Origin of the sequence: Candidatus Symbiopectobacterium sp. NZEC127 (assembly GCF_025962675.1) — a bacterium.
Lineage (GTDB): Bacteria > Pseudomonadota > Gammaproteobacteria > Enterobacterales > Enterobacteriaceae > Symbiopectobacterium.
Window position 1 is genome coordinate 2,083,902 of record NZ_JAGFPG010000001.1, and the last position, 25,684, is coordinate 2,109,585.

Sequence of the window (25,684 nt, forward strand, 5' to 3'; positions counted from 1 at the left end):
TCCACATTTCCTTCATTATTATTTGAGTAAAACACAGTAGACTACCCTCATTGTGTTAATACTGGCTGCCACTCGATTCGTAAACCATGATGAATACCACTCGTCTTTTTCGTCTGCTGTTGCTTGCGTTCGCGGTTATCGCCGCTGTTGTCATCTGGCGTTACTTGCGCCCTGCCGATTCTCCGACGGCGGCCCCAGCAGCCCGTCAGGAAGCCAGTAGCAACGCGGCTCCCGCACGCAATGCGGGCGGTGGCGGCGGACGGCGTTCTGCCATGCGCACGTTGCCGCCCGTGCAGGCAGCGACCACGCGCGCTGCGGCGGTGCCGTATTACCTTTCGGGTTTAGGCACCATTACCGCGGCCAGCACCGTGACGGTGCGCAGCCGGGTTAACGGCGAGCTGATGGCGCTGCATTTTCAGGAAGGACAACAGGTCAAGGCGGGCGATCTGCTGGCAGAAATTGACCCACGCCCTTACCAGGTGGCGCTGACACAGGCACAAGGACAACTGGCGAAAGATCAGGCCGCGCTGGCCAATGCGCGTCAGGATCTGGCGCGTTACCAACAACTGATTAAAACCAACCTGATTTCCCGTCAGGAACTGGATGCGCAGGCGGCACAGGTGCATCAGTCTGAAGGCACGGTCAAGGCCGATGAAGGTTCGGTCGCCAGCGCCGAATTGCAGCTCACCTATAGCCGTATCACTTCGCCGATCAATGGCCGCGTGGGGCTTAAACAGGTGGATGTGGGCAACTACATCACCAGCGGCGACAGCACCGGTATTGTGGTGTTGACCCAAACGCATCCGATTGATGTCATCTTCACGTTACCGGAAGGGGATATCGCCACGGTGCTGAGCGCACAAAAATCGGGCCAAGCCGTGCCGGTTGAGGCCTGGGATCGCGCCAACCAGCACAAGCTGTCACAAGGCAGCCTGCTCAGCATGGATAACCAGATTGACGCCACCACCGGCACCATCAAGCTGAAAGCCCGTTTTGAAAACAGCGACGACGCCCTGTTTCCCAACCAGTTTGTCAATGTGCGCATGCAAGTCACCACCTTGCAAAATGCGCTGCTGGTGCCACTGTCTGCCATTCAGATGGGCAGCGAAGGACGTTTTGTCTGGGTGCTGAATGACAAAAATCAGGTCAGTAAACACAGCGTGACCGTCGGTATTCAATACGGCCAGGAGATGGTGGTGACGGCGGGCCTGAATGAGGGCGATCGCGTGGTCACCGACGGTATCGACCGCTTAACCGAAGGGGCTCAGGTGGAAGTGATTAGCGCCGCTAACACCACCACCACACCGCCGTCCAAACACGCCACACGCGGGGAGAAACCCTGATGCAAGGGGAGATTCCGGCAGGCGGAGGCCCATCCCGCCTGTTTATTCTGCGCCCTATCGCCACCACGCTGTTGATGTTGGCGATCCTGCTGGCGGGGATTATTGGCTATCGGGCATTACCGGTCTCTGCGCTACCTGAGGTGGATTACCCGACCATTCAGGTGGTAACACTCTACCCCGGTGCCAGCCCGGATGTGATTGCGTCGGCGATTACCGCGCCCCTTGAACGCCAGTTCGGGCAAATGTCCGGGCTGAAACAGATGTCGACGCAAAGTTCCGGCGGCGCATCGGTGATCACCCTGCAATTCCAGCTGACGCTGCCGTTAGATGTCGCGGAGCAGGACGTGCAGGCCGCGATCAACGCCGCCAACAATTTGTTGCCCAGCGATCTGCCCTACCCGCCGATTTACAGCAAGGTTAATCCAGCCGATCCGCCGATCATGACGCTGGCGGTGACGTCCACCGCCATGCCGATGACGCAAGTGCAGGATATGGTGGAAACCCGTATCGCGCAAAAAATGGCGCAGGTCTCTGGTGTCGGTCGTGTTTCGCTGGCGGGCGGGCAGCGCCCATCGGTGCGGGTCAATTTCAACGCCAACGCGCTGGCCTCTTACGGGCTGGATAGCGAAACCCTGCGCAGCGCCATCACCAGCGCCAACGTCAATTCCGCCAAAGGCAGCCTGGACGGCCCGACGCGCGCCGTGACCTTGTCAGCCAACGACCAGATGAAGTCAGCGGAGGATTATCGCCAGTTGATCGTTGCCTGGCGCAATGGCGCACCGGTACGGCTGCGCGATGTCGCCAGCGTAGAACAAGCCCCGGAAAACACCGCGCTGGGTGCCTGGGCTAACCGTGAACAGGCGATCATCATCAACATCCAGCGCCAGCCGGGTGCCAACGTGATCACCACCACGGACGGCCTGCGTAATCTGTTGCCGACGTTAACCGCCAGCCTGCCGAAATCGGTGACCGTCACCACGCTGACCGATCGTACCGCCAGTATCCGCGCATCGGTGAAGGATGTGCAGTTTGAACTGATGCTGGCGATTGCGCTGGTGATCATGGTGATCTACCTGTTTTTGCGCAACGCCATCGCAACGCTGATCCCAAGCATTGTGGTGCCCCTGTCGCTGGTCGGCACCTTCGCCGCCATGTATTTCCTTGGTTTCTCGATCAATAACCTGACGCTGATGGCACTGACCATCGCCACCGGCTTTGTGGTGGATGACGCCATCGTGGTGATCGAGAATATTTCGCGCTACATTGAGAAAGGGGAGAAACCGCTGCACGCCGCGCTTAAAGGCGCGGGGGAAATTGGCTTCACCATTATCTCACTCACCTTCTCGCTGATTGCGGTACTGATCCCGTTGCTGTTTATGGGCGATATCATTGGCCGCCTGTTCCGCGAGTTTGCCATTACGCTGGCGGTCGCGATTCTGATCTCCGGCATCGTTTCGCTCACGCTGACCCCGATGATGTGCGCCCGGTTGCTCACCCATCAGAGCCTGAATCGGCAAAATGCCTTTACGCGCGCCAGCGAACGCTTTTTCTCACGGCTGGTCGCGCTGTATGGCAAAGGCTTACGCCGGGTGCTGAACCACCCGTGGATTACGCTCAGCGTGGCAATCGGCACGCTGGTGCTTACCGTGCTGCTTTATCTGTGGATCCCCAAAGGCTTTTTCCCGGTTCAGGATAACAGCATGATTCAGGGCACGTTGCAGGCACCGCAAAGCGTCTCCTATGCCGATATGGCGCAGCGCCAGCAGCAGGCGGTATCGCTGATCATGCAAGATCCGGCGGTGCTGAGCGTCTCTTCATTTGTCGGCGTGGATGGCACCAACGCGGCGCTGAACAGCGCGCGTTTACAGATCAACCTCAAACCGCTCAGTGAACGGCGCGATCGCCTGACGGACATCATCACCCGCTTGCAGGAAAAAACCGCGCAGCTCACCGGCATCACGCTCTATCTGCAACCGGTGCAGGATCTCACCATCGATACCCAGGTCAGCCGTACCCAGTACCAGTTCACGTTGCAGGCGATGTCGCTGGAGGATTTGAGCCACTGGGTGCCGCCGCTGATGCGTGAACTGCAACAGCTGCCGCAGCTCCAGGATGTGAGCAGCGACTGGCAGGATGATGCGGCGGTGGCTTATGTCAACGTCAACCGCGATGCGGCCAGCCGCCTTGGGCTGACCATGTCCGCCATCGACAACGCGCTGTATAACGCCTTTGGGCAGCGTCTGGTCTCAACGGTCTACACCCAGTCGAATCAATACCGCGTGGTGCTGGCGCAACAGACGGCGCACACCACCGGGGTCGGCGCACTGAATGAAGTGCACATTAAAAACAGCGATGGCAACAGCGTGCCGCTGAATGCCGTTGCCACGCTGGAAGAGCGGCGTGGTCCGCTGGCCCTGAACCGTATCGATCAGTTCCCGGCCACCACCATTTCGTTCAACGTTACCCCCGGTTATTCCCTTGGGGAAGCGGTGCAGGCGATTACGGCGGCTGAGCAACAGTTGCAGATGCCGACGGATATCGTCACCCACTTTCAAGGCAGCGCGCTGGCGTTTCAGGCGGCGCTGAGCAGCACCGTGTGGCTGATCGTGGCGGCGATTGTTGCGATGTACATTGTGCTCGGCGTGCTGTACGAAAGCTTTATTCACCCGATTACCATTCTTTCCACGCTGCCGACCGCCGGCGTCGGTGCGCTGCTGGCACTGATGGCGGCGGGCAACGAGCTGGATGTGATCGCCATCATCGGCATCATTTTGCTGATCGGCATCGTGAAGAAGAACGCCATCATGATGATCGATTTCGCGCTGGCGGCAGAACGCGAGCAAGGCATGACCCCTTACGATGCCATCTATCAGGCGTGCCTGCTGCGTTTTCGCCCGATCCTGATGACCACCCTGGCGGCGCTGCTGAGCGCCGTGCCGCTGATGCTCAGCAACGGCGTCGGTGCCGAACTGCGCCAACCGCTCGGCATCTGCATGGTGGGGGGATTGATCATGAGCCAGATTCTGACGCTGTTCACCACGCCGGTGATTTACCTGCTGTTTGACCGACTGGCACACCGTTTGCGTCGCGCCGAGCAGCCCGAGGAAGACCTACAGTGAAGTTCTTCGCGCTGTTTATCCACCGCCCGGTCGCCACCGCGCTACTGACGCTGGCGATTGCGCTGTGCGGCGTGCTCGGCTTCCGTCTGCTGCCGGTCGCCCCGCTGCCGCAGGTGGATTTCCCGGCGATTGTGGTTTCCGCCTCGCTCTCCGGGGCCTCGCCGGAAACCATGGCGACCTCCGTCGCCATGCCGTTGGAACGCTCGCTCGGGCGCATCGCCGGGGTGACAGAGATGACCTCAACCAGTTCGCTGGGCAGAACCCGGATCATATTGGTGTTCGATTTCTCGCGTGATATCAACGGCGCGGCGCGCGATGTACAGTCGGCGATCAACGCCGCGCAGAACCTGCTGCCCTCTGGCATGTCAAGCCGCCCGACCTATCGCAAGGTCAACCCGGCCGACGCGCCGATTCTGGTGCTGACGTTGACCTCCGACACCTATAATTCGGGCCAGCTATACGACTTCGCCACCAATCAACTGTCGCAGCGCATCTCCCAAATGGACGGCGTGGGTGATGTGACGGTCAGCGGTGCTTCGCAGCCCGCCGTGCGCGTTGAGTTGAACCCTCAGGCGTTGTTTAATCAAGGTATCGGATTGGATGCGGTGCGTCAGGCGATTGCCAAAGCCAACGTAAAACAGCCTTTGGGCAACATCGATAACGGGCAAGCGCGCTGGCAGGTGCAAACCAACGATGCATTGAAAACGGCGGCGGATTACGCACCGATCGTGGTTCATTACAACAAGGGTGCGCCGGTACGATTGAGCGACGTGGCGCAGGTCAAAGACGGCGTGCAAGACACGCGCAACGCCGGGATGGCAAACGGCAAAAGCGCCGTGCTGGTGGTGGTGCAACGCGCCCCCGATGCCAATATCATCGCCACCGTGGATAACGTGCGCGCCGCGCTGCCGGACCTGGGTGCCAGCCTGCCCGCCGCCATTCAACTGAATATCGCGCAAGACCGCTCACCCACCATTCGCGCCTCACTCGCCGAGGTGGAACAGTCGCTGGTGATTGCCGTGGCGCTGGTGATACTGGTAGTGTTCTTGTTCCTGCGCTCCGGTCGCGCCACGCTGATCCCGGCGATTGCCGTGCCGGTGTCATTGATTGGCACCTTTGCGGCCATGTATCTGTGCGGGTTCAGCCTGAATAACCTCTCGCTGATGGCACTGACGATTGCCACCGGGTTTGTGGTGGACGACGCCATCGTGGTGCTGGAGAACATTTCGCGCCATATTGAAGCAGGGATGAAACCGATGCAGGCCGCGCTGAAAGGGGTGCGCGAGGTCGGCTTTACCGTACTGGCGATGAGCCTGTCGCTGGTGGCGGTGTTCCTGCCGCTATTGCTGATGGGCGGATTGCCGGGGCGCTACTTTCGCGAATTTACCGTTACGCTGTCTGCGGCGATAGCCATTTCGCTGATCATTTCTGTCACCCTGACGCCGATGATGTGCGCGCGCCTGCTGCGCAGCCATGAAAAACACAGCCAGCCGCGCAAGCGCGGTTTTGGTCGCCTGTTAGTCGCGTTGCAACAGCAGTATGGCCGTTCGCTGCGCTGGGTGTTGCAACATGCACGCTGGGTGCTGGTCATTCTGATTGGCACCATCGGACTCAACGTGTGGCTCTATATCTCGATTCCCAAAACCTTTTTCCCGGAACAGGATACCGGCCGCGTGATGGGCTTTATTCAGGCCGATCAGAGCATTTCATTTCAGGCAATGCGCAATAAGCTGCATGATTTTATGGTGATCGTCAGCGCCGATCCGGCGGTTGATAACGTGACGGGCTTTACCGGCGGCTCGCGCACCAACGCAGGTTCGATGTTTATTACGCTCAAACCGCTGGCAGAACGCAAGATGAGCGCCCAGCAGGTGATTGCCCGCCTGCGCGGCAATCTGGCGCAGGAGCCGGGGGCCAACCTGTTTCTGATGCCGGTGCAGGATATTCGTATCGGCGGACGAGAGTCCAATGCCGGCTACCAGTTTACCTTGCTGTCCGACGATCTGAACGAACTGCGCGCCTGGGAGCCGAAGATTCGCCTCGCGCTCAGCCAACTGCCCGAACTGGCTGACGTCAATTCCGATCAGCAGGATAAAGGCTCGGAAATGGCGCTGACCTACGACCGGGATACCCTTGCACGCCTCGGTATCGGCGTCTCCAGCGTCAATGCCTTGTTAAACAATGCGTTCGGGCAGCGGCAAATTTCCACCATCTATCAACCGCTCAACCAGTACAAAGTGGTGATGGAGGTAGAATCCAAATACACTCAGGATGTTAGCGCGCTGGATCAGATGTTTGTGCTCAACAGCGCCGGCGAGCCGATTCCCCTTTCGGCGTTCGCCAGTTGGCGGCCGATTAACGCCCCGCTGTCCGTCAATCATCAGGGGCTGTCAGCGGCGTCAACCGTGTCGTTTAATCTGCCGGAGGGGGTATCACTCTCTGACGCAACGGCAGCCATTGAACGCAGTATGACCGCATTGGGGGTACCCTCCTCGGTGCGTGGACAATTTGCCGGTACGGCACAGGCCTATCAGCAATCACAAAGTGCGCAGGTACTGCTGATCATTGCGGCGATCGTCACCGTCTACATCGTGTTGGGGATCCTGTACGAGAGCTATGTGCATCCGTTGACCATCCTGTCGACGCTGCCGTCTGCCGGGGTTGGTGCGCTGCTGGCGCTGAAAGGGTTTGGTGCCCCCTTTAGCCTGATTGCCCTGATCGGTATCTTGCTGCTGATCGGTATCGTGAAAAAAAATGCCATCATGATGGTGGATTTTGCGCTGGAAGCGCAGCGCGGCGGGCAGTTAACTGCGCAAGAGGCGATCTTTCAGGCCTGCTTGCTGCGCTTCCGTCCCATTCTGATGACCACGCTGGCCGCGATTTTTGGTGCGCTACCGCTGGTGTTGACCAGCGGTGACGGCGCTGAACTGCGCCAACCGCTCGGCATCACCATCGTCGGGGGGTTAGTGATGAGCCAGTTGCTCACGCTCTATACCACACCGGTGGTGTACCTTTATTTTGATCGTCTGCGAGGCTGGCTGGCACGGCGGCGTAACCTAGCCAACGTCACGTCGTCTTGACGTGCAGCGAGTGAACAAGAACAACCCTGATTTCGTGAGGCCCGTTATTTCATGCGTTTTTCGTCCACCCCGTCAACGGCCCAACCGGCTTCCGTGCGCTGGCAGCTTTGGATTGTCGCATTTGGCTTTTTTATGCAAACGCTCGATACCACCATCGTCAATACAGCACTGCCGACGATGGCGCTCAGCCTGAATGAAAACCCGCTGCGCATGCACTCGGTGGTGGTGGCCTATGTGCTCACCGTGGCGGTGATGCTGCCTGCCAGCGGCTGGCTGGCGGACAAATTGGGGGTGAAACGGGTCTTTTTTGCCGCCATCATCATTTTTACGCTGGGATCGCTGCTGTGCGCACGTTCAGAAACCTTGAATGCACTGCTGATCTCGCGGGTGATTCAGGGCGTGGGCGGTGCCATGATGGTGCCGGTCGGTCGTCTGACGGTGATGAAGATTGTGCCGCGTGACCAGTTTATGGCCGCCATGACCTTTGTCACCATTCCCGGCCAGATTGGGCCGTTGCTCGGCCCGACGCTGGGCGGGCTGCTGGTGCAGTACGCCAGTTGGCACTGGATTTTCCTGATTAACCTGCCGGTGGGAATTATCGGTGCTATCGCCACCTGGTTGATCATGCCGAACTACACCACCGAAACCTCGCGCTTCGATCTTCGCGGTTTTCTCTGGCTCGCCATTGGCATGGCAACATTGACCTTAGCCCTGGACGGACACAAAAGTCTGGCGTTGCCGCCGATTGCCATTGTCGGTTTGATTGCTGTCGGGATTATTGCACTGCTGAGCTACTGGCTGCATGCGCGTCACAATGAAAACGCCCTGTTCAATCTGAATCTGTTCAACACGCCCACCTTTTCCATTGGCATCAGCGCTGGTTTTCTGGCGCGTATCGGCAGCGGCATGCTGCCCTTTACCACACCGCTGTTTTTACAGCTGGGCATGGGATTCTCGCCGTTTCACGCCGGATTGATGATGATCCCGATGATTATCGGCAGCATGGGCACCAAGCGTATCGTGGTCAGCATCGTTAACCGCTTGGGCTACCGCACCGCACTGGTAGTTTCTACCCTGGCGCTATCGCTCAGCACCCTGCTGTTTGCCACCGTCGCGCTGTTGAACTGGCTGTGGCTACTGCCACTGGTGTTGATACTGGTAGGCGTTGCCAACTCAGTACGTTTTTCCACCATGAACACCCTGACACTGAAAGACCTGCCGGACAACATTGCCAGCGGAGGCAACAGCCTGCTGTCGATGACCATGCAGCTTTCCATGAGCCTCGGCGTGAGTCTGGCGGGCATTCTGCTCGGTATTTTTGCCCAGCAGGGGACGCTGGACATCGCCAGCCCGGCAACCGCCGAGGTATTCCGCTATACCTATCTGAGCATGGCCGTCATATTGGCGCTGCCCGCCCTGCTGTTCCTGCGCGTGCCGCCGGACCAAATCAGGCAGAACGTGCTGCCGGGAAAAAGGTGAGGATACGATGAGATTCGGCATTACCGCTAAACTGTTTCTCGCCATTTTTGCCACCTGCATGCTGGTGCTGATCACCATGCATTGGGGCGTGCGGATGAGCTTCGAACGCGGCTTTGTTGATTACATCAAGCAAGGCAATGCGCAGCGCGTCGAGCAGTTGCGTGATGCATTGCAGGAACAATACGCGCAGTACGGCGATTGGACATTCCTGCGTAACAATGAACGCCTGGTGTTCAAACTGCTGCACACCATGGACCAAAATGAAGATGACGGCAACAGCATGCGCGGCTGGCGAGTCCGGCTCTGGGTGCTGGATGCCCAGCGTAACCGACTGTTTGGTTCTCCCGCGCCGATTGCCGCCGAAAGCACCTGGCAAGCCATTCGCCATCAGGGCGTGGTGGTCGGTTGGGTGGTGGCATCCCCCAGTGAACGCCTGACGCGCGATGCGGATATCAATTTCGACCGGCAGCAACAGCGCACCAGTTGGTTTATTGTCGGGCTGTCAACGCTGCTCGCCATCATTGTGACCTGGCTGATGGCGCGCGGCCTGCTAGCACCGGTAAAACGGCTGATGCAGGGCATTCACCGTCTGGCAGCCGGGGAGTTTACCGCTCGCGTGCCGGTCAATACCCGCGATGAGCTAGGCCGACTGGCGCAGGATTTTAACCAACTCGCCACCGCACTGGAAAAAAACGAGCAGTCGCGCCGCGCCTTTATGGCCGATATTTCCCATGAGCTGCGCACGCCGTTGGCGGTACTGCGCGGCGAACTGGAAGCCATACAGGATGGCGTGCGCAAAGCGGATTCAGGCTCCCTGCTCTCGTTGCAAAACGAAGTCTCCACGCTGACCAAGCTGGTGGATGACCTGCACCAGCTGTCACTCTCCGATGTCGGCGCGCTCGCTTACCGCCGGGTTTCCGTGGATTTGATCCAACTGCTGCATATCAGCGTTGCATCCTTCAACGAGCGCTTTCAGAAAAAACACATCAAGGTCATCACGCAGTTGCCAGAGCGCGCCAGCGCCTTTGGCGATCCGGACCGACTCAGCCAGCTGTTTAACAACCTGTTGGAGAACAGCCTGCGCTACACCGACAACGGTGGACAGTTACAGATTCGAGCCCATACTGAAAATGGCGTGTGCACCCTGATATGGGAAGACAGCGCACCGGGCGTCGACGCCGAGCAACTGGCGCGGATTTTCGATCGCTTCTACCGCGCAGAACGGTCACGCAATCGCGCCAGCGGCGGTTCAGGGCTGGGATTGGCTATCTGCAAGAATATCGTTGAGGCCCACGGGGGACGATTGTATGCTAGCGCTTCCTTACTCGGTGGTTTGCAAATGACCGCCGAATTCCCGCTTCATCCACCGGAATCCTGAAACGCCGATGAACGAAACCTTATCGAACGAGACGCTGCCAGAGCAGGTGCTGATTGTTGAAGATGAGCCCAAGCTCGGCCAGCTTTTGGTGGACTACCTTCAGGCCGCAGAGTACCACACACACTGGATTACTCACGGCGATGAGGTGTTGCCCTGGGTGCGTGAGCACTCACCGTCGTTGATTCTGCTGGATTTGATGCTGCCAGGCACCGATGGCCTGACGCTGTGCCGCGTCATCCGCCAGTTTTCCAATGTGCCGATTATTATGGTTACCGCGCGCAGCGAAGAGATTGACCGGCTGCTGGGATTGGAAATTGGTGCGGATGATTATATCTGCAAACCCTACAGCCCACGGGAAGTGGTGGTGCGGGTGAAAACCCTGCTGCGCCGTTGCCGCTGGCAGTCTGCGCCGCCGCCCGAAGCGGGGCTGGAAGCCGCCTTGCAGATCGATAACCGCCGTTTTCAGGCCAGCTACCTCGGGCAACCGCTCGATCTGACACCGGCAGAGTTTCGCCTGCTGAAAACCCTTTCGGCAGAGCCCGGTAAGGTTTTCTCGCGCGAAGCGCTGCTGGATAAGCTCTACGACGACTACCGTGTCGTCACCGATCGCACCATTGATAGCCATATCAAAAATCTGCGACGCAAGCTGGAGCAACTGGACGAACAGACATCGTTTATCCGCACCGTTTATGGCATGGGATACCGCTGGGAAGCCGGCTCCTGTGAAGTGGTCTAGCGCACTGAGGCTCCCGACCAGCGGGAACCCGTTAATGACCGCTTACTTCACCACACCAAACGGATCCGGCACGGTGTGTTTGTTGGCGTTGTTCCAGTAATTCTGCACGATCCAGCCGTATTCCGGCAATCCGTCGATAAAGGGCTTCAACATGGCATCGGCTGAAGGTTTCTTCCAGTCGGCTTGAAGCTCTGCCCCTAACGCGTAGACCGTTTCCAACTGCGCGCCCGCTGCCGTCATGCGTTGCATCGCCGCATCCGCTTCATACTTACTCCAGGCACCGGAGGCATCCACCACCGGATAAACCTGATAGCCGTCATTCAACATGGCGAGCGTCGGGAAGGCAACGCAGGTACCCAGCGTTACCCCAGAAATGATGATGTGGGTACGACCGGTCTTCTTCACCAGATCTTCCAGTGCTTTACGGAATGACGGATCTTCATAGGCATTGATGATCCCGGTGCGACGGTAAATGGGTTCATCTTTAAAGATCTCTTTCAGTTCCGGCAGGGTGTCGCCGTTTTGCCATTGCGCATTGGACGAGGTGATCAACACCGGAATCTTTAACGCTTTCGCCATTTCGGCCAACGCGACCACGTTGGCTTTATAGCCGGATGCCTGATTGAAATCACGCGTACTGGCCATCAAACCCACCTGCTGATCGATAAACAGCATAATGGTGTTTTCGGGGGTTGGCTTGTCGTAGGCCACGCGCCCGGCTTTACGCGCGTCGGCGGTGCTAACCTTGTTCGGCAAAATCTGATCGGCTATCGGGCTGATGATGTCGGCCGGACGATCCTGAGCAAACGACGGAGCGCAAACCCCAGCCATCAACAGCGATGCGATCGCGACGCTAAGTACCTTTTTCATTCCATTCTCCTGTTTCGTCAATGTAGTAGTTGTTGCTTATGCGCGGCTCAGCCAAGCCGGAACGACATCGGTGCCTAACCCCGCGCCGTAGCCAAAATAGATATTCAAACCGGCTAACGGTTCGAGATAACGGGCGTTGCGCAGCGTGCCGGCATCCACCGGTTTGAAGCCGGTACTGGCAATCAAGGTCTGCACAGTGGCTTTGGCTTCCGCGTCATCCCCGGCATAAAACACGGGCGCAACCTGCCCTGCGACAAAGGCTGGGCCTTCTGCTACCACCTGGGCAAACGTGGTGTTAAACGCTTTGACGATATGCGCCGTCGGGAACGCTTTGGCGATCTCTTCCGCGGCTGACGTGCTGTGGCCGAGCGTCAGGCTCATGTAATCAGCCGACAGCGGGTTGGTAATATCAATCACCACTTTGCCGCTGATATCGCCCAGTGAAGAGAGTGCGCTAACCGCATCATCGTAGGCGGTCGCCAGCACAATCACCTGCGCACCTTGCGCGGCAACCGTGGCAGGCAGCGCCTGTGCACCGCTAAACTGCGCGGCTAATGCCTGTGCTTTGTTAAGGTCACGCCCTGTCACGCGAACCTGATGCCCTGCCAGCGTAAAACGCTTAACAAAACTGGACCCCATATTGCCAGTGCCTACAACGGTGATGATCATGATGAAACTCCTGGTTAATTAGCTGATATGTATATAGTTAGTGAATGAAACACAGGTTTCGCTTCATGGTTTGGGAGTTTACAAGTCTTATAATCAGAGATATATACGGTGTTTAGAGATGAATTGTCTCTGATATAGAAACAATCATGCGGAGTGCAGAATGGACAAGTTTCAGGCGATGAATACCTTTGTGGCGGTCGTTGAGGCAGGCAGTTTTGTCGGGGCTATGGATACCGTGGCGTTGTCTAAGCCGGTGGTGTCACGTCACGTTGCCGAGTTGGAGGAGTACCTCGGTGTGCGTCTGTTGCAGCGCACAACGCGCCGATTGTCGTTGACGGAGGAAGGGCAAAACTACTATCTGCGTTGCAAAGAATTGTTGGCATCGGTAAAAGAGGCCGAATCGGAAATTACCGCCTGCTCGGCGGAGGTTCATGGGCGATTACGCGTCGGTGCGCCGCAAACCTTCGGCGTGAAATACCTTGCGCCGCTGTGGGGTAAATTTGTGGAAGAGAACCCGCAGGTAAAACTCGATATCATTCTGTCCGACCGCGTGGTGGATCTGGTGGAAGAAGGCTACGACGTGGTGATTCGCATCGCACAATTGCCTAACTCGATGCTGGTGTGTCGTCCGCTCGCCAAAACACGCATGGTGCTGTGTGCCTCACCGGCCTATCTGGCGCAACAGGGTACACCGCAACATCCGCAGGCGCTGCGCGATCATCGCGTTATCTCGTACAGCTATTGGGCACCGGGCAATGAGTGGCACTTCTCTCCCAATGACGGCAGTGAAGCTATCACGGTGAAAACTCAACCGCATATTCATGCCAACAACGGGGATACCTGCCGTTATGCCGCGCTGGCGCATCAGGGCATTATTCTGCAACCGGATTTTCTGGTGGGTGAAGATTTACGCGCAGGTACGCTGGTCGAAGTATTGCCCGATTACACCACGCTGGAGCTGAATATTTACGCCGTCTACCCAACGCGCAAATTGCTGCCGCTGAAGGTAAGACGCTTTATCGATTTTCTGGCCGAACAGCTCAGCACTCCCCCCTGGTACGGCTGCACGGGCACGTCGGGAAATCAGCGTTAAAGCCAGCTCGTCAAAAAAACTGTTCGACTTGATGAAAAATCTGCCCTGTTTCGTATTGCTCCGGCTGTTAACATGGATAACGTCACAACAATAACTATGATTATTTTTTAGGTTTGTCTCACCGACAACAGGCAAGATGGGGAACGCTATATCATGTCAGGTTTAGTCAACGGCCAGTGGGTCAATGGCGATGTCGCCGCAGAAGAGATCAAAAATGGGGCTTTTCAGCGCCAGGAAACGCTGTTTCGCCAAACAACACTGATCCCAGAAGCGGGCCGCTATCAACTTTTTGTTTCTTATCTCTGCCCGTGGGCGTCGCGCACCTTGATGTTTCGCAAGCTTAAGGGGTTGGAAAATATTGTTTCCCTGTCCATTGCGCAACCGGTGATTGCAGATAACGGCTGGGAGTTTACCACCCCGCAAGAGGCGGGCGAGCACGTTGCCCCCGTACGTTACCTGCATCAGTTGTATACCGCCAGCGATGCCCATTACACCGGTAAAGTTTCAGTGCCAGTACTGTGGGATCGCATTGAAGGGCGCATCGTTAATAACGAATCGGCCGATATCATTCGTCTGTTCAACAGCCAGTTTGATGCCTTGACCGGTAACCACGAGGATTATTATCCCCTCGCCCTGCGCCCCACCATTGATCAATGGAACGAGTTGATTTACCACAACATCAACAACGGCGTGTACAAAACCGGCTTTGCCAAAACCCAAGAGCACTACGAAAACGCCGTGACGACACTGTTCGATACGCTGGACCGCGTTGAGACGCATCTGGCGACGAATCGCTATATTGCCGGTGATACCATTACCGAAGCCGACTGGCGACTGTTTGTGACTTTGGTGCGTTTTGATGTTGCCTATCACGGTGCGTTCAAATGCAATATCCGCCGCATTGAGGATTACCCTCATCTGTCGAACTACCTGCGTGAGCTTTATCAGTGGCCGGGCATCAAACAGACGGTCAACATCGACCACATTAAAGCGGGTTATTACGGTATCCGCTGGCTGAACCCGACCGGCATTGTGCCGCTCGGTCCACAGGTTGATTTACAACGTGCGCACAACCGCGCCAGCCTCGGGAAGTAATCCTCGTTGCCCACGCCAGCGTGCGCGTGGGCAATAGCCACACTTTTTCTGCGTCGTTAGCTGATTTTTACCGACATTAGCGCTAGAATCCCCCTCCTTTACTGTTCCCCCGGGGAACAGCCTGACTTGTGATCAGACCAGAGAGACACCATGTTTAAACCGGAACTGCTTTCTCCGGCCGGTACGCTGAAAAATATGCGCTACGCCTTCGCGTATGGCGCTGATGCGATCTATGCCGGTCAACCCCGTTACAGCCTGCGGGTGCGCAATAACGAATTCAACCACCAGACGCTGGCGCTCGCTATCAATGAAGCCCACGAACTGGGGAAAAAATTCTACGTGGTGGTGAACATCGCCCCGCACAACGCCAAGCTGAAAACCTTCCTGCGCGATCTTCAACCCGTGATTGATATGGGGCCGGATGCGTTGATCATGTCCGATCCTGGCCTGATCATGCTGGTAAGAGAAAACTTTCCGCACATGCAGATTCACCTTTCGGTGCAAGCCAACGCGGTGAACTGGGCGACGGTGAAATTCTGGCAGCAGATGGGACTGAGCCGCGTGATCCTGTCCCGCGAACTGTCACTGGAAGAGATTGCCGAAATCCGCCAGCAGGTGCCGGAGATGGAGCTGGAAATTTTCGTGCACGGTGCGTTGTGCATGGCCTACTCTGGCCGCTGCCTGCTTTCCGGTTATATCAACAAGCGTGACCCCAATCAGGGCACCTGCACTAACGCCTGCCGTTGGGAATACAAGGTACAGGAAGGCAAGGAAGACGATACCGGCAATATTGTTCACCTGCACGAACCGATTCCGGTCCAGAATGTAGAACCCACGCTGGGTATTGGTGAGCCGACCGACAAAGTGTTTATGCTGGAAGAGAACCTGCGCCCCGGTGAATACATGAGTGCCTTCGAAGATGAGCACGGCACCTACATCATGAACTCGCGCGATCTGCGCGCCATTCAGCACGTGGAACGCTTAACCCAGATGCACGTGCACTCGCTCAAGATCGAAGGCCGTACCAAATCCTTCTATTACTGCGCACGCACGGCACAGGTTTACCGTCAGGCGATCGACGATGCTGCCGCAGGCAAACCCTTCGATCCGACGTTGCTGCAAACGCTGGAAGGCCTGGCACACCGTGGCTACACCGAAGGTTTCCTGCGTCGCCACGTTCATGAAGATTACCAGAACTACGAATACGGCTATTCGGTATCGGATCGTCAGCAGTTTGTCGGTGAATTTACCGGTGAGCGGCGTAATGGATTGGCTGAAGTGGCAGTGAAAAACAAGTTCTCCCTCGGGGACAGCGTGGAGATGATGACGCCGAACGGCAACATTCAATTCACGCTCGATGCGCTGCAAAACGCCAAAGGCGAAGCCATCGATGTCGCACCGGGCAACGGGCATATTGTGTACCTGCCGGTGCCGGATGACGTGGCGCTGGAGTTTGCGTTATTGCTGCGTAACCTGCCGAGTGACGTGACCACCCGTAACCCCAATGCAGCGTAAGGCGGCGTAAACCCCCTTATGTGTCGTCCTCGGCGAAAGCCGGGGACCTCTTGCAGAAGAAACGCGTTTAGCCTGTAAGAGATTCCCGCCTGCGCGGGAATGACCGAGGAGCAAGATCAACCTGCGACTTTTCGCAAATTTTAGAAACAGATCACATCAATACCCCTACTATCTGGTTAGTATTGCCTCGCTGAGAAAATCTAGAACGAAAAATAAGCGTAGTGATACTACTAGGAACCACCTCCTTGGCCAGCCCAATCTCCCTTGGGCTGGCTTTTTCTTTGGCTTTTTTCCTGCTTTATCCCTTGTTCTGATACCGTTCACGGCCATTTCTGGCTACGCTGTTTATACTTGCAATTGCCTCTTTTCAGCGCAAAAAAGGAGCACGCCATGAGCCAACACCCCGTATCCCTGCTGATTCTCAATGGTAAAAACACCGATAACGATACCTTGCGCAACGCAGTGCAACAGCACAGAGAAGCCGGGTTTACGCTGCATGTGCGCGTGACCTGGGAACACGGTGATGCCAAACGCTACGTCGAGGAGGCCGTACAGCTTAAGGTGGATAATGTGATTGCTGCCGGTGGCGATGGCACCATCAATGAGGTCGCCAGCGCATTGGTGCAATGTGGGCCAGCCCAGCGCCCAGCACTCGGGATCATCCCGCTTGGCACCGCGAATGATTTTGCCACCAGTTGCCAGATCCCGCTTGATATCGAACATGCACTCGCATTGGCGCTGAAAGGGCACCCGACGCCTGTCGATGTTGCCTGCGTCAATGACAGCCATTATTTCATCAATATGGCGACCGGCGGCTTCGCCACACGCATCACCACAGAAACGCCCTCGAAGATGAAATCCGCACTGGGCGGTGCTTCCTATGTGCTGCACGCCCTGCTGCGTATGGATATGCTGACCGCAGAGCGCTGCGACATTCGCGGCCCGGACTTTCAATGGTCAGGTGATACGCTGGTGATCGCCATTGGTAACGGACGGCAGGCGGGTGGCGGCCAACCGCTGTGCCCGGAGGCGCTGATTAACGATGGGCAGTTGCAACTGCGCGTGCTTTCGGCCAAGGAGTTACTGCCCAATATGCTTCAGGCACTGTTCACTGGCAGCGAAAATCCAAACGTGATCGCTGCAACCTTGCCCTGGCTGGAGATCGTTGCGCCTGACGACATCACCTTTAACCTGGACGGCGAGCCGTTAAGCGCCAACCGGTTCCGCATTGAGATCCTGCCCGCCGCCTTGACTTGTCGGTTACCACCACAGTGTCCGCTGCTGGCATAACGCGCTGTCACTCCCGCATAAGCCGTTTGCTGTTAGCCAGATAAAGCGTCACCACCAGCACCAGAATAGCGGCAGCATAAGCCAGAGTATCCAGCGGATCTTTGTGGTCTACGATGATCAGGCGAATAATCGCGGTAATGCCGATATAGACAAAATAGCGCAGCGGGAAATGGTAGCCCGATTGAAAATACTTCACGATGAGCGCGATAAACTCAAAATAGAGAAAGTAGATAACAATCCCTTCGATGAGCTGAAAAGAAGAGTCTTGTTCACTGCTGATCAGCAACACTTTCGCCAGATGAAATGTCTCTTTCATCAGGAAAATCACCAGAATGGTCGCCAGCAATAATAACCCAACATTGAGTATCGTCTGAAGCATTTGGGCCACTTTAAGCCCGCGCGCAGAACCCGGCATATGCAGTCCTTTATCCATAGAGAATTACCTTACATCATCATCAACGCACCATGCAGCACAGTGGCATGGTCCTGCAAGGGTACGGCAGGCAAATGTCGTTATTATGTCGCTGAGGCTTATGCCGTCAGTCGTTATCATGTCATCGTTCTGTTTTTACCACACTCTCCGCCACTTTCACTCATAACGTTTTGGCATTATTTCATTACGTCACTGACACCATGGGGAGAAATGACATAGCCAGGCAGCACGCTACCTGGCTATGAAGACAAGCGGAGTCGCCAGAATCCTCAGGAGGCCACTGGCACGGTTTTCTCGTCGCGGTTCATACAACTGTAGATCACCGGCAATACCAATAACGTCAACACGGTGGCAAAACCCAGACCAAACATGATAACCACCGCCATGCTTTGGAAGAAGGCATCGCTCAGTAACGGGGCCAACCCCAGTACCGTGGTAAACGCCGTAAGCAGGATAGGACGCAAACGGGAGGTCGATGCATCGATGATGGCGTCACGCAGCGGTTTTTGCTCGCGTTGCAGACCGATCTCCTCCACCAACACAATACCGTTACGAATCAACATCCCGCTCAGGCTAAGCAGACCAATCAACGCCATGAACCCAAACGGAATACCCGTCAGCAGAAACCCGACCGTGACGCCGATCAACGCCAGCGGTACGGTAAGCCAAATGGCGATAGCATGTTTCACCGAGCTGAACATCAATACGGTGATGATAAACATCACGATAAAGGCAATGGGTAGGCTGGTGAGCAGCCCTGCCTGCGCCTCTTTGGTGCTTTGATAGTCACCGCCCCATTCGAGACGATAGCCATGCGGCAGCGCGATGGCATCAATATCAGGCTTAATGCGCCCCAACAACTCGGCGGAGGTTTCACCACTTTGTGAGGCGGGATCGGCCTGTACCGTCAGCGTACGCGTGCGATCGCGACGCATAATCAGCGGATCTTCCCACTCGGTCGTGAAGCGGTTAACCACGTTATCGATCGGAATAAATGCCTGTCGCGCCTGACTCCAGATCATCACGTCATTGAGCCGGTCGGCATTCAACCGCTCCGCATCCGGGGTGCGCAATACGATAGGCATCAGCCGTGTCCCGTCACGGTACAACCCCACATTGATGCCGCCAAAGCTCATCCGCAACGCGTTGTCGATCTCACGCTTGTCGACCCCCAACTCACGCCCAAGATAATCCGAGAACTGCGGGCGAATCACTTTGCTGCTCTCCTGCCAGTCATGCATCACGCCATCCGAATCCGGATCGGCACTCGCCACCTGCTCTGCCGCGGCAGCCAACGAACGCAGAATCTCCGGATCGTTGCCAATAAATCGCGCCTCAATGGAGCTGTTATTGGACGGGCCAAACATGATGCGCTTCGCCTGCCCTTTCACCGCCGGATAGTTATCACGCACATAGGCTTCAATGTCTCGAATTAATGTAGGGATCTGATTTAGCGCATCGGTACGCACCAGTATCTGCGCATAGTTGGCGTATTGCCGCTGGGCGTTGTAGGTCAGCATAAACCGCAACGCCCCCTGTCCCACCGTCACCATGGTGTTGTCAACACCGGGCTGCTCACTGATGTGCTTTTCGATTTCCGCCGCAATCTTCTCGGTATAGGCGATATCGGTGCTGTAGGGCAGCCAGAGATCGACAAAGAAGATAGGCGTATTCGACGGTGGGAAAAAGCTTTGCCGCACGCTGCCAAAACCCACCACAGCGGCGACGAGCAAGCCGGCCAGCAGCGTTAAGGTCAGGGCGCGCTGGTTGAGCAATTTACTCAACAGGGAACGATAGACGCGAAATAGCCAACCATCGTAGGGATTTTTCACCGGCTCATCCGGGTTCTGCGCTGCCACCTTCTGCTTTTCAAACGCCCACTTGGTGAAAGCGGGGGTTAATGTCAGCGCGGTAAACCAACTCAGCATCAGCGAGATAAGCAGTACCTGAAACAGCGATTTACAATACTCACCGGTGGAGTCGTTAGACAAACCAATAGGCGCAAACGCCAGCACGGCAATGATGGTTGCGCCCAACAGCGGGAACATGGTCTGCTTCACCACGCGGTTGATCGCATCCATCGCCGTGGCACCGCGTTGCCGACCGACCAACACCCCTTCAACGATCACGATGGCGTTATCGACCAGCATACTGAGTGCGATCACCAACGCCCCAAGCGAGACGCGCTGCAATTCGATATTCAGCAACTTCATGATCAGCAGCGTGCCCAACACGTTCAGCGCCAGTGAAGCCGCAATCACCAGGCCGCTGCGTACCCCCATAAAAATCAGCAGCGTACCAATGACAATCGCCAGCGCCATCAGGAAGTTCATGATAAAACCATTCACCGCCCCCTCGACTTCATGGGACTGGTCGTAAAACACATTCAACGCCATACCTGCCGGTCGCTCGGCTTCCAGTTGAGCCAGCCGTGCCTTGATAGCCTTACCCACCACAATCACGTTTACGCTGGGGGCGAAGGAGACACCGACGGAGAGCGCCGCCTGCGTGTTGGCGCGGTAAATATTGTTCGGTGAGTGCGTCACGCCCTGGCTGATAGTGGCAATATCACGCAGGTAGACGCTACGCGGGCTGCCCGGTTCGCTGATCAGCAGGTTGCCCAGCTCTTGCACGCTGTCAAACTCACCGGTGGGGTGCAAGCGGATCGATTCGCTACCGACCAAGAGTTCACCGGCATTGGACACCACATTTTGCCGACTGAGCAAATCATACAAGCGCTGCGGCACAATATTGGCCGCGGTCATCTGAGCACGGGAGATCTCTATCTGCACCTCTTCCGGCAACACCCCGACGATCGCCACTTTCCCGACACCCGGCACCACTACCAGTTCGCGGCGCAATACCTCAGCAAAGTTACGCAACTCCTGATTGGAATAGCCATCGCCATACAGGGAAAAGAAGTAGCCATACACATCGCCAAAATCATCGTTGACGAAAGGCGGGCTGGCACCGGGCGGCAGTTGGCGTGCCGCATCGCCAATACGACGCCGCAGTACGTCCCAGATTTGCGGTAAATCATCCGGCCCGTACTGGGCTTTGATATTGATAGTGATTTGCGACAGCCCCACGCTGGAGATCGAGGTGATGTTATCGATATAGGGCAGTTGCTGAATGGCATTCTCCAGCGGTAAGGTCACCTCTTCTTCGACCTGCTGCGCGGAAGCGCCGTCATAACGGGTAACCACCACCGCCGTTTTGATGGTAAACGCAGGATCTTCCAATCGGCCAATATTCAGAAAGGCAATGACGCCCCCCAGACCTAACAATAAAATCGACAGCCAGATGCGAGTGCCGTTGTTGATAAAGTTCTCTGTCAGTTTCATTAGAGACCTCGCTCACGAACCCATGCTCGCACTTCCTGGTCTGGCGCTAATTCACGGGTGCCGGCTGCCACAATCCGCTCGCCTTGAGACAACCCGGAAACGACCTGAATGCCGTTCGCCGTCAGTTGACCCAGTTCAACCTGGCGTGAGGTGACAAACAGCTTGCCATCACGTTCATTAACCACCCACACATGCGGTTTATGCTCGGCGCTGGTATCCGGATTGAATACCGCCTCCACCGGAACCACCACCGCCATCGCAGCCGTGCTGCCGGGGAGATTCCCCAGATTGATCTTCACCCTACCGCTCATGCCCGACAACAACGGGATATCTTGCGGACGTGGCATGGTCAGCACCATACGATAGGTCAGCGCGCCCGACACCGTTTGTGCGGTGTGCTCTTTATAGCTGGCGACAAACTCACGTCCCGGCAGGTTGTTCAATTCAACCACTGGCTGATATTTGACGTTGTTGGCATCGATAATAATAAAAAGGCTTTCGGGGATACTGAATTCCACATCCAGCAATTCCAACGCGTTCAAGGTGGCAATAGATTGTCCTGCCGCGACAATTTGATAATTGCGGGCGTTGACCATGGCGATAACACCGGGAAACGGAGCCCGGATTACCGTGTCGTCCAGCTCTTCTTTCGCCAGTTTCAGCGCCGCCTGCGCCGAGTCGCGTGCAGCACGCTGCACGTCCAGTTCGGCACGCGCCACGATGTGGCGCTCGCTCAATGCCGCGTAGCGGTTGAACTGGGTTTGAGACAGGTTAAAGGTGGCCTGGCGATCCTGTAGCCGCAGTCGTGCATCGTTGCTGTTAAGCTCCGCGATCGTCTGCCCTTGTGTGACCGATTCTCCTTCACGCACCAGCAACCGTTCTAACTGACCGGGACGTTTAAACGCCAACTCGGTTCTATCGCCAGCAATAATTCTGGCGGGAAAGATACGCACCCCTTGCTGCGCGCTGTTGCTCACTTCCAGAATACTCACTGGCCGTACCGTAATACTTTTTTCGGTCGCCTCCCTGTCACAGGCAGAAATAAAAAACGCGATAAACGTAACAACGATTAATTTTATTTTCACGATGCAATCTCTTCGGATCAGATTCACGCGCCGCTGCGTCATCGCCATAACCATTACAGCGGTAAACGCCATCGCAGCAAGGTGAATCAGGCCTGGCACCTGGTTAGCATAAACATCTCGTGCACTGACAGTGCGTGTTCATCAGGCGCTCGGTGAGAGCGCCTGATGGGAGCATCAATAATCCACAGGTTCACGAATGATCGGGCACGTCATACAGTGACCGCCGCCGCGTCCACGGCCCAGTTCACTGCCAACGATCTCAATGACTTCCACCCCTTCCTTGCGCAGTTGGGTGTTGGTCTTGGTATTTCGATCGTAGGCGAGCACCACGCCGGGAGACAGGGCGACCATGTTGTTACCGCTATCCCACTGCTGGCGTTCGGTGTCGTAATCGTTACCGGCCGTTTCCACCACGCGCAGTTTTTTGAGGTTCAACGCGCCCGCGATGGCTTCGGTGAAGGTGCCCTTGTCACGATACAGTTTCATCCCGGTTGGGCCATCATCCGGACGCAACGAGAAGGTGCGAATCTGGTTCACAATGGCAGGGTAAAGGGTGACCACATCGCGATCGCAGAAGGTAAACACCGTGTCCAGGTGCATGGCAGCGCGCAATCTCGGCATCGCTGCAATCATCACCCGCTCAACGCCCGAGGCTTTATTGGCAAACAGGGAGGCCGCCAGTTGGGTGATGGCTTGATGCGACGTGCGCTCACTCATACCAATTAGGACGGTTTTATTGCCAATCGGCATCACATCGCCGCCTTCCAGCGTGGCGGTGCCGTGGTGTTTGGTGGGATCGCCGTACCAGATATTGATATTGGCATTGGCAAAATCCGGGTGGAATTTGTAGATGGCGGTCGTCAGAATGGTTTCTTCATGGCGAGCGGGCCAGTAGAGCGGGTTTAACGTTACGCCACCGTAAATCCAGCAGGTGGTGTCGCGGGTATACAGCGTATTCGGCAGTGGCGGCAGCAAATATTCGGTAATGCCCGCCGCGTCGCGGATCAGATTGAGCTCTTCGTGGTCGGCATAGCCCTCTTTCGCCAGTTCGGTGGTCGACAAGCCGCCAATCAACACTTCAGCCAAGGCGCGCGGTGCCAATCCGTCCAGGAAGCTGCGGGTTTCTTTCAAAATGCCCAGAGAGACTTCATCCGGCACAATCTGCTGATCCAGAATCCACTTTCTCGCTTCCGGCAGTGCCACCGTTTCCGCCAGCAGATTATGCATTTCCACCACATCGACACCGTGTTCACGCATTTTGGTCATAAAATCAAAATGGTCGCGCTTGGCACGTTCAACCCACAACACGTCATCAAATAACAGTTCATCGCAGTTGCTCGGCGTCAGCCGATTGTGTGCTTTGCCCGGTGCGCACACCATAACTTTATGCAATTTACCGACTTCCGAATGCACGCCATATTTCTTTTCGGACTTCTTTTTTGTCGACATAATAAGCAGCCTCACTTAGATAGTAATAATGCCTGTCGCAATGCTGTAGATTGCAACAATGGCGGCGACCATAACGATAGCGAAAATCCCAAGTTCGGTTTTATTGAACAGCGCAACCCGCTGTTCGCGTTTGGCCATGATGTACAGCACGGTGCCCGGCCCATAAATCACGGCCGAGAGCAGCAGGTATTTCACCCCTCCGGCGTACAACATCAACAGGGCGTACAGGGTGGCGAGCAGCGCAAACGTGAGATCTTTGCGGTGATCGCGTTTGTCGGTTTCATACGTTTCCCCCGTCCAGGCCAGTTTCAACCCGTAAGCGGCGACCAATAAATAGGGGATAAGGGTTAAGGAGCTGGTCAACTCGATCGCCAACTGAAAGGCATACTGGCTGAACAGCATCAGGATCAAAAATACCTGAATGGTGATATTGGTGAGCCAAACGGCGGCAGAGGGAACGTCATGCTTGTTCTCGGTCATGAAGATTTTCGGCATGCTTTGGTGCTTGGCGGCGGAGAACAGCACTTCGGCAGCCAACAATGACCAGGACAGGTAGGCACCCAGGACAGAAACGATCAAACCAACGCTGATAAAGACGCGTCCCCACGGTCCCACCACGGCTTCCAGCACGCCCGCCATGGATGGTTGGCGCAGGCCAGCCAATTCAGGACGCAGCAACACGCCGTAAGAGAGCAACGTCACCAGCACCAACAGCCCTAATACGCCGATAAAGCCCATCACGGTGGCAATCCCCACATGACGGCGCTCTTTGGCATAGCGGGAATAAACGCTGGCCCCTTCAATTCCCAGGAACACAAAGACAGTCACCAGCATGGTGCTGCGGATCTGGCTGAACAGAGATTCAGGTTCCTGCGCTGGCATAATCGCTGCCGCCGCATGACCGGCATAACCATAGTCGTTAAGGTGCTCAAGATCGGGCGTTACGGCCGCTGTCACAGGCGAACCCCAGAAATTTTGCATGAAAATGTCGCTTTGAAACGCGAAGATCAGCACCCCGACAAAGGCAATAATCGGGACAATTTTCGCCACCGTGGCAATGGTGTTAATGGTGGCGGCGTTTTTGACGCCATTGAGTACCAGGAAATGGAACCCCCACAGGATGATTGACGACACCACCAGTGCAGAGATAGTGTTACCATCGCCAAAGACCGGGAAAAAAGCCCCCAGCGTGGATTTGATCAGCACGAAATAGGAGACGTTGCCGATACAGGTTCCTGCCCAGAATCCTAATGCAGAAGCAAACCCCAGATAATCACCAAATCCCTCCTTCGCATAGATAAAGACCCCGGAATCAAGATCGGGTTTACGTTGCGCCAGAGATTGAAACACAAATGCCAGCATTAACATGCCGCCACCCGCGATGCACCATGCGATAATGGCACCAAATCCCCCGGTTGCGCGTCCAAATGTCGCCGGTAATGAAAAAATTCCCGCGCCAATCATGGATCCCACGACCAACGCCGTGAGAGACCATAAGGACAGCTTATTTACTGATGAGCTCGCCATGGTATTCCTTCCTGACACAAGGCCTTTGATGTGATGGGCTAATGAAGAGTATTAATTTTCTGACCTACTCTTATTCTGTAAGGATACAAACAACAAGATTTCGTAAAGGGAAATATCCGATTTGAGAGTAGTGAGTGGCACTCACTCCTATTTATTGTGGCTATCACTTCAATAATATT

At 56.1% G+C, this 25,684-nt stretch carries 17 protein-coding genes; 10 read left to right on the forward strand and 7 right to left on the reverse strand.

What is annotated here, in order from left to right; translation table 11 throughout:
- Positions 1-89 precede the first annotated feature (89 nt).
- From J5069_RS09585 to baeR, 6 genes are read left to right on the forward strand one after another with little or no spacing between them, the layout of a single operon-like run.
- Positions 90-1,343 carry an MdtA/MuxA family multidrug efflux RND transporter periplasmic adaptor subunit gene (locus J5069_RS09585; RefSeq protein WP_264643784.1) on the forward strand — a complete coding sequence of 418 codons (1,254 nt, stop codon included), beginning with the start codon at positions 90-92 and terminating at the stop codon, positions 1,341-1,343.
- Complete coding sequence (locus J5069_RS09590) at positions 1,343-4,462, forward strand: MdtB/MuxB family multidrug efflux RND transporter permease subunit (protein ID WP_264643585.1); 3,120 nt, start codon at positions 1,343-1,345, stop codon at positions 4,460-4,462. Before J5069_RS09585 ends, J5069_RS09590 begins: the two co-directional genes overlap by 1 nt.
- Positions 4,459-7,542, forward strand: a complete 3,084-nt coding sequence (mdtC, locus tag J5069_RS09595; protein ID WP_264643586.1) for a multidrug efflux RND transporter permease subunit MdtC — start codon at positions 4,459-4,461, stop codon at positions 7,540-7,542. The genes J5069_RS09590 and mdtC overlap by 4 nt, the downstream gene beginning before the upstream one ends.
- Positions 7,543-7,593: 51 nt before the next feature.
- A complete protein-coding gene (gene mdtD, locus J5069_RS09600; protein ID WP_264643587.1) occupies positions 7,594-9,021 on the forward strand; it encodes a multidrug transporter subunit MdtD in 1,428 nt (475 codons plus the stop codon).
- 7 nt (positions 9,022-9,028) lie between these two features.
- A complete protein-coding gene (baeS, locus tag J5069_RS09605) occupies positions 9,029-10,399 on the forward strand; it encodes a two-component system sensor histidine kinase BaeS (RefSeq protein ID WP_264643588.1) in 1,371 nt (456 codons plus the stop codon).
- Between the two features lie 7 nt (positions 10,400-10,406).
- Positions 10,407-11,135 (forward strand): two-component system response regulator BaeR, encoded by a 729-nt coding sequence (gene baeR / locus J5069_RS09610; RefSeq protein ID WP_264643589.1) that lies wholly within the window; start codon positions 10,407-10,409, stop codon positions 11,133-11,135.
- A gap of 42 nt (positions 11,136-11,177) precedes the next feature.
- Here the strand turns inward: baeR and J5069_RS09615 are convergent, their stop codons facing one another.
- On the reverse strand, positions 11,178-12,005 hold the full coding sequence (locus J5069_RS09615) for an isochorismatase family protein (protein WP_264628171.1): 828 nt from the start codon (positions 12,003-12,005) through the stop codon (positions 11,178-11,180).
- Between the two features lie 36 nt (positions 12,006-12,041).
- Positions 12,042-12,674: an NADPH-dependent F420 reductase gene (locus tag J5069_RS09620; RefSeq protein ID WP_264643590.1), complete on the reverse strand. Its 633-nt coding sequence runs from the start codon at positions 12,672-12,674 to the stop codon at positions 12,042-12,044.
- A 160-nt stretch (positions 12,675-12,834) separates the two neighbouring features.
- On the opposite strand from J5069_RS09620, the gene J5069_RS09625 reads away from it, so the two are divergent.
- The 4 genes from J5069_RS09625 (at position 12,835) to yegS (ending at position 17,667) form a co-directional block, all read left to right on the forward strand.
- A complete protein-coding gene (locus J5069_RS09625) occupies positions 12,835-13,767 on the forward strand; it encodes a LysR family transcriptional regulator (protein WP_264643591.1) in 933 nt (310 codons plus the stop codon).
- 153 nt (positions 13,768-13,920) lie between these two features.
- Positions 13,921-14,862 (forward strand): glutathione S-transferase family protein, encoded by a 942-nt coding sequence (locus tag J5069_RS09630; protein WP_264643592.1) that lies wholly within the window; start codon positions 13,921-13,923, stop codon positions 14,860-14,862.
- 150 nt (positions 14,863-15,012) lie between these two features.
- Entirely contained in the window at positions 15,013-16,377 is a 1,365-nt protein-coding gene (gene yegQ, locus J5069_RS09635) for a tRNA 5-hydroxyuridine modification protein YegQ (protein ID WP_264643593.1), read from the forward strand.
- 390 nt (positions 16,378-16,767) lie between these two features.
- The gene (yegS, locus tag J5069_RS09640; protein WP_264643594.1) at positions 16,768-17,667 is read left to right on the forward strand and encodes a lipid kinase YegS; all 900 of its coding nucleotides are present in this window, start codon (positions 16,768-16,770) and stop codon (positions 17,665-17,667) included.
- A 7-nt stretch (positions 17,668-17,674) separates the two neighbouring features.
- Here the strand turns inward: yegS and psiE are convergent, their stop codons facing one another.
- The 5 genes from psiE to J5069_RS09665 all read right to left on the reverse strand — a co-directional run bounded on the left by psiE (position 17,675) and on the right by J5069_RS09665 (position 25,505).
- Positions 17,675-18,082 carry a phosphate-starvation-inducible protein PsiE gene (gene psiE / locus J5069_RS09645; protein ID WP_264643785.1) on the reverse strand — a complete coding sequence of 136 codons (408 nt, stop codon included), beginning with the start codon at positions 18,080-18,082 and terminating at the stop codon, positions 17,675-17,677.
- Between the two features lie 287 nt (positions 18,083-18,369).
- Positions 18,370-21,444, reverse strand: a complete 3,075-nt coding sequence (locus J5069_RS09650) for an efflux RND transporter permease subunit (RefSeq protein ID WP_264643595.1) — start codon at positions 21,442-21,444, stop codon at positions 18,370-18,372.
- On the reverse strand, positions 21,444-22,529 hold the full coding sequence (locus J5069_RS09655; RefSeq protein WP_264643596.1) for an efflux RND transporter periplasmic adaptor subunit: 1,086 nt from the start codon (positions 22,527-22,529) through the stop codon (positions 21,444-21,446). Before J5069_RS09655 ends, J5069_RS09650 begins: the two co-directional genes overlap by 1 nt.
- A 174-nt stretch (positions 22,530-22,703) precedes the next feature.
- A complete protein-coding gene (gene arcA / locus J5069_RS09660) occupies positions 22,704-23,978 on the reverse strand; it encodes an arginine deiminase (RefSeq protein WP_264643597.1) in 1,275 nt (424 codons plus the stop codon).
- Between the two features lie 15 nt (positions 23,979-23,993).
- Positions 23,994-25,505 carry an amino acid permease gene (locus J5069_RS09665; protein WP_264643598.1) on the reverse strand — a complete coding sequence of 504 codons (1,512 nt, stop codon included), beginning with the start codon at positions 25,503-25,505 and terminating at the stop codon, positions 23,994-23,996.
- Positions 25,506-25,684: the final 179 nt, after the last annotated feature.

What these genes read in the sequence shown, in the direction of transcription:
- J5069_RS09585 (WP_264643784.1), top strand. Translation starts at nt 90, where the DNA reads ATGAATACCACTCGTCTTTTTCGTCTGCTGTTGCTTGCGTTCGCGGTT.
- J5069_RS09665 (WP_264643598.1), bottom strand. Translation starts at nt 25,505, where the DNA reads ATGGCGAGCTCATCAGTAAATAAGCTGTCCTTATGGTCTCTCACGGCG.
- baeS (WP_264643588.1), top strand. Translation starts at nt 9,029, where the DNA reads ATGAGATTCGGCATTACCGCTAAACTGTTTCTCGCCATTTTTGCCACC.
- J5069_RS09615 (WP_264628171.1), bottom strand. Translation starts at nt 12,005, where the DNA reads ATGAAAAAGGTACTTAGCGTCGCGATCGCATCGCTGTTGATGGCTGGG.
- J5069_RS09625 (WP_264643591.1), top strand. Translation starts at nt 12,835, where the DNA reads ATGGACAAGTTTCAGGCGATGAATACCTTTGTGGCGGTCGTTGAGGCA.
- J5069_RS09650 (WP_264643595.1), bottom strand. Translation starts at nt 21,444, where the DNA reads ATGAAACTGACAGAGAACTTTATCAACAACGGCACTCGCATCTGGCTG.
- J5069_RS09620 (WP_264643590.1), bottom strand. Translation starts at nt 12,674, where the DNA reads ATGATCATCACCGTTGTAGGCACTGGCAATATGGGGTCCAGTTTTGTT.
- psiE (WP_264643785.1), bottom strand. Translation starts at nt 18,082, where the DNA reads ATGCCGGGTTCTGCGCGCGGGCTTAAAGTGGCCCAAATGCTTCAGACG.
- arcA (WP_264643597.1), bottom strand. Translation starts at nt 23,978, where the DNA reads ATGTCGACAAAAAAGAAGTCCGAAAAGAAATATGGCGTGCATTCGGAA.
- J5069_RS09630 (WP_264643592.1), top strand. Translation starts at nt 13,921, where the DNA reads ATGTCAGGTTTAGTCAACGGCCAGTGGGTCAATGGCGATGTCGCCGCA.
- yegS (WP_264643594.1), top strand. Translation starts at nt 16,768, where the DNA reads ATGAGCCAACACCCCGTATCCCTGCTGATTCTCAATGGTAAAAACACC.
- yegQ (WP_264643593.1), top strand. Translation starts at nt 15,013, where the DNA reads ATGTTTAAACCGGAACTGCTTTCTCCGGCCGGTACGCTGAAAAATATG.
- mdtD (WP_264643587.1), top strand. Translation starts at nt 7,594, where the DNA reads ATGCGTTTTTCGTCCACCCCGTCAACGGCCCAACCGGCTTCCGTGCGC.
- baeR (WP_264643589.1), top strand. Translation starts at nt 10,407, where the DNA reads ATGAACGAAACCTTATCGAACGAGACGCTGCCAGAGCAGGTGCTGATT.
- J5069_RS09590 (WP_264643585.1), top strand. Translation starts at nt 1,343, where the DNA reads ATGCAAGGGGAGATTCCGGCAGGCGGAGGCCCATCCCGCCTGTTTATT.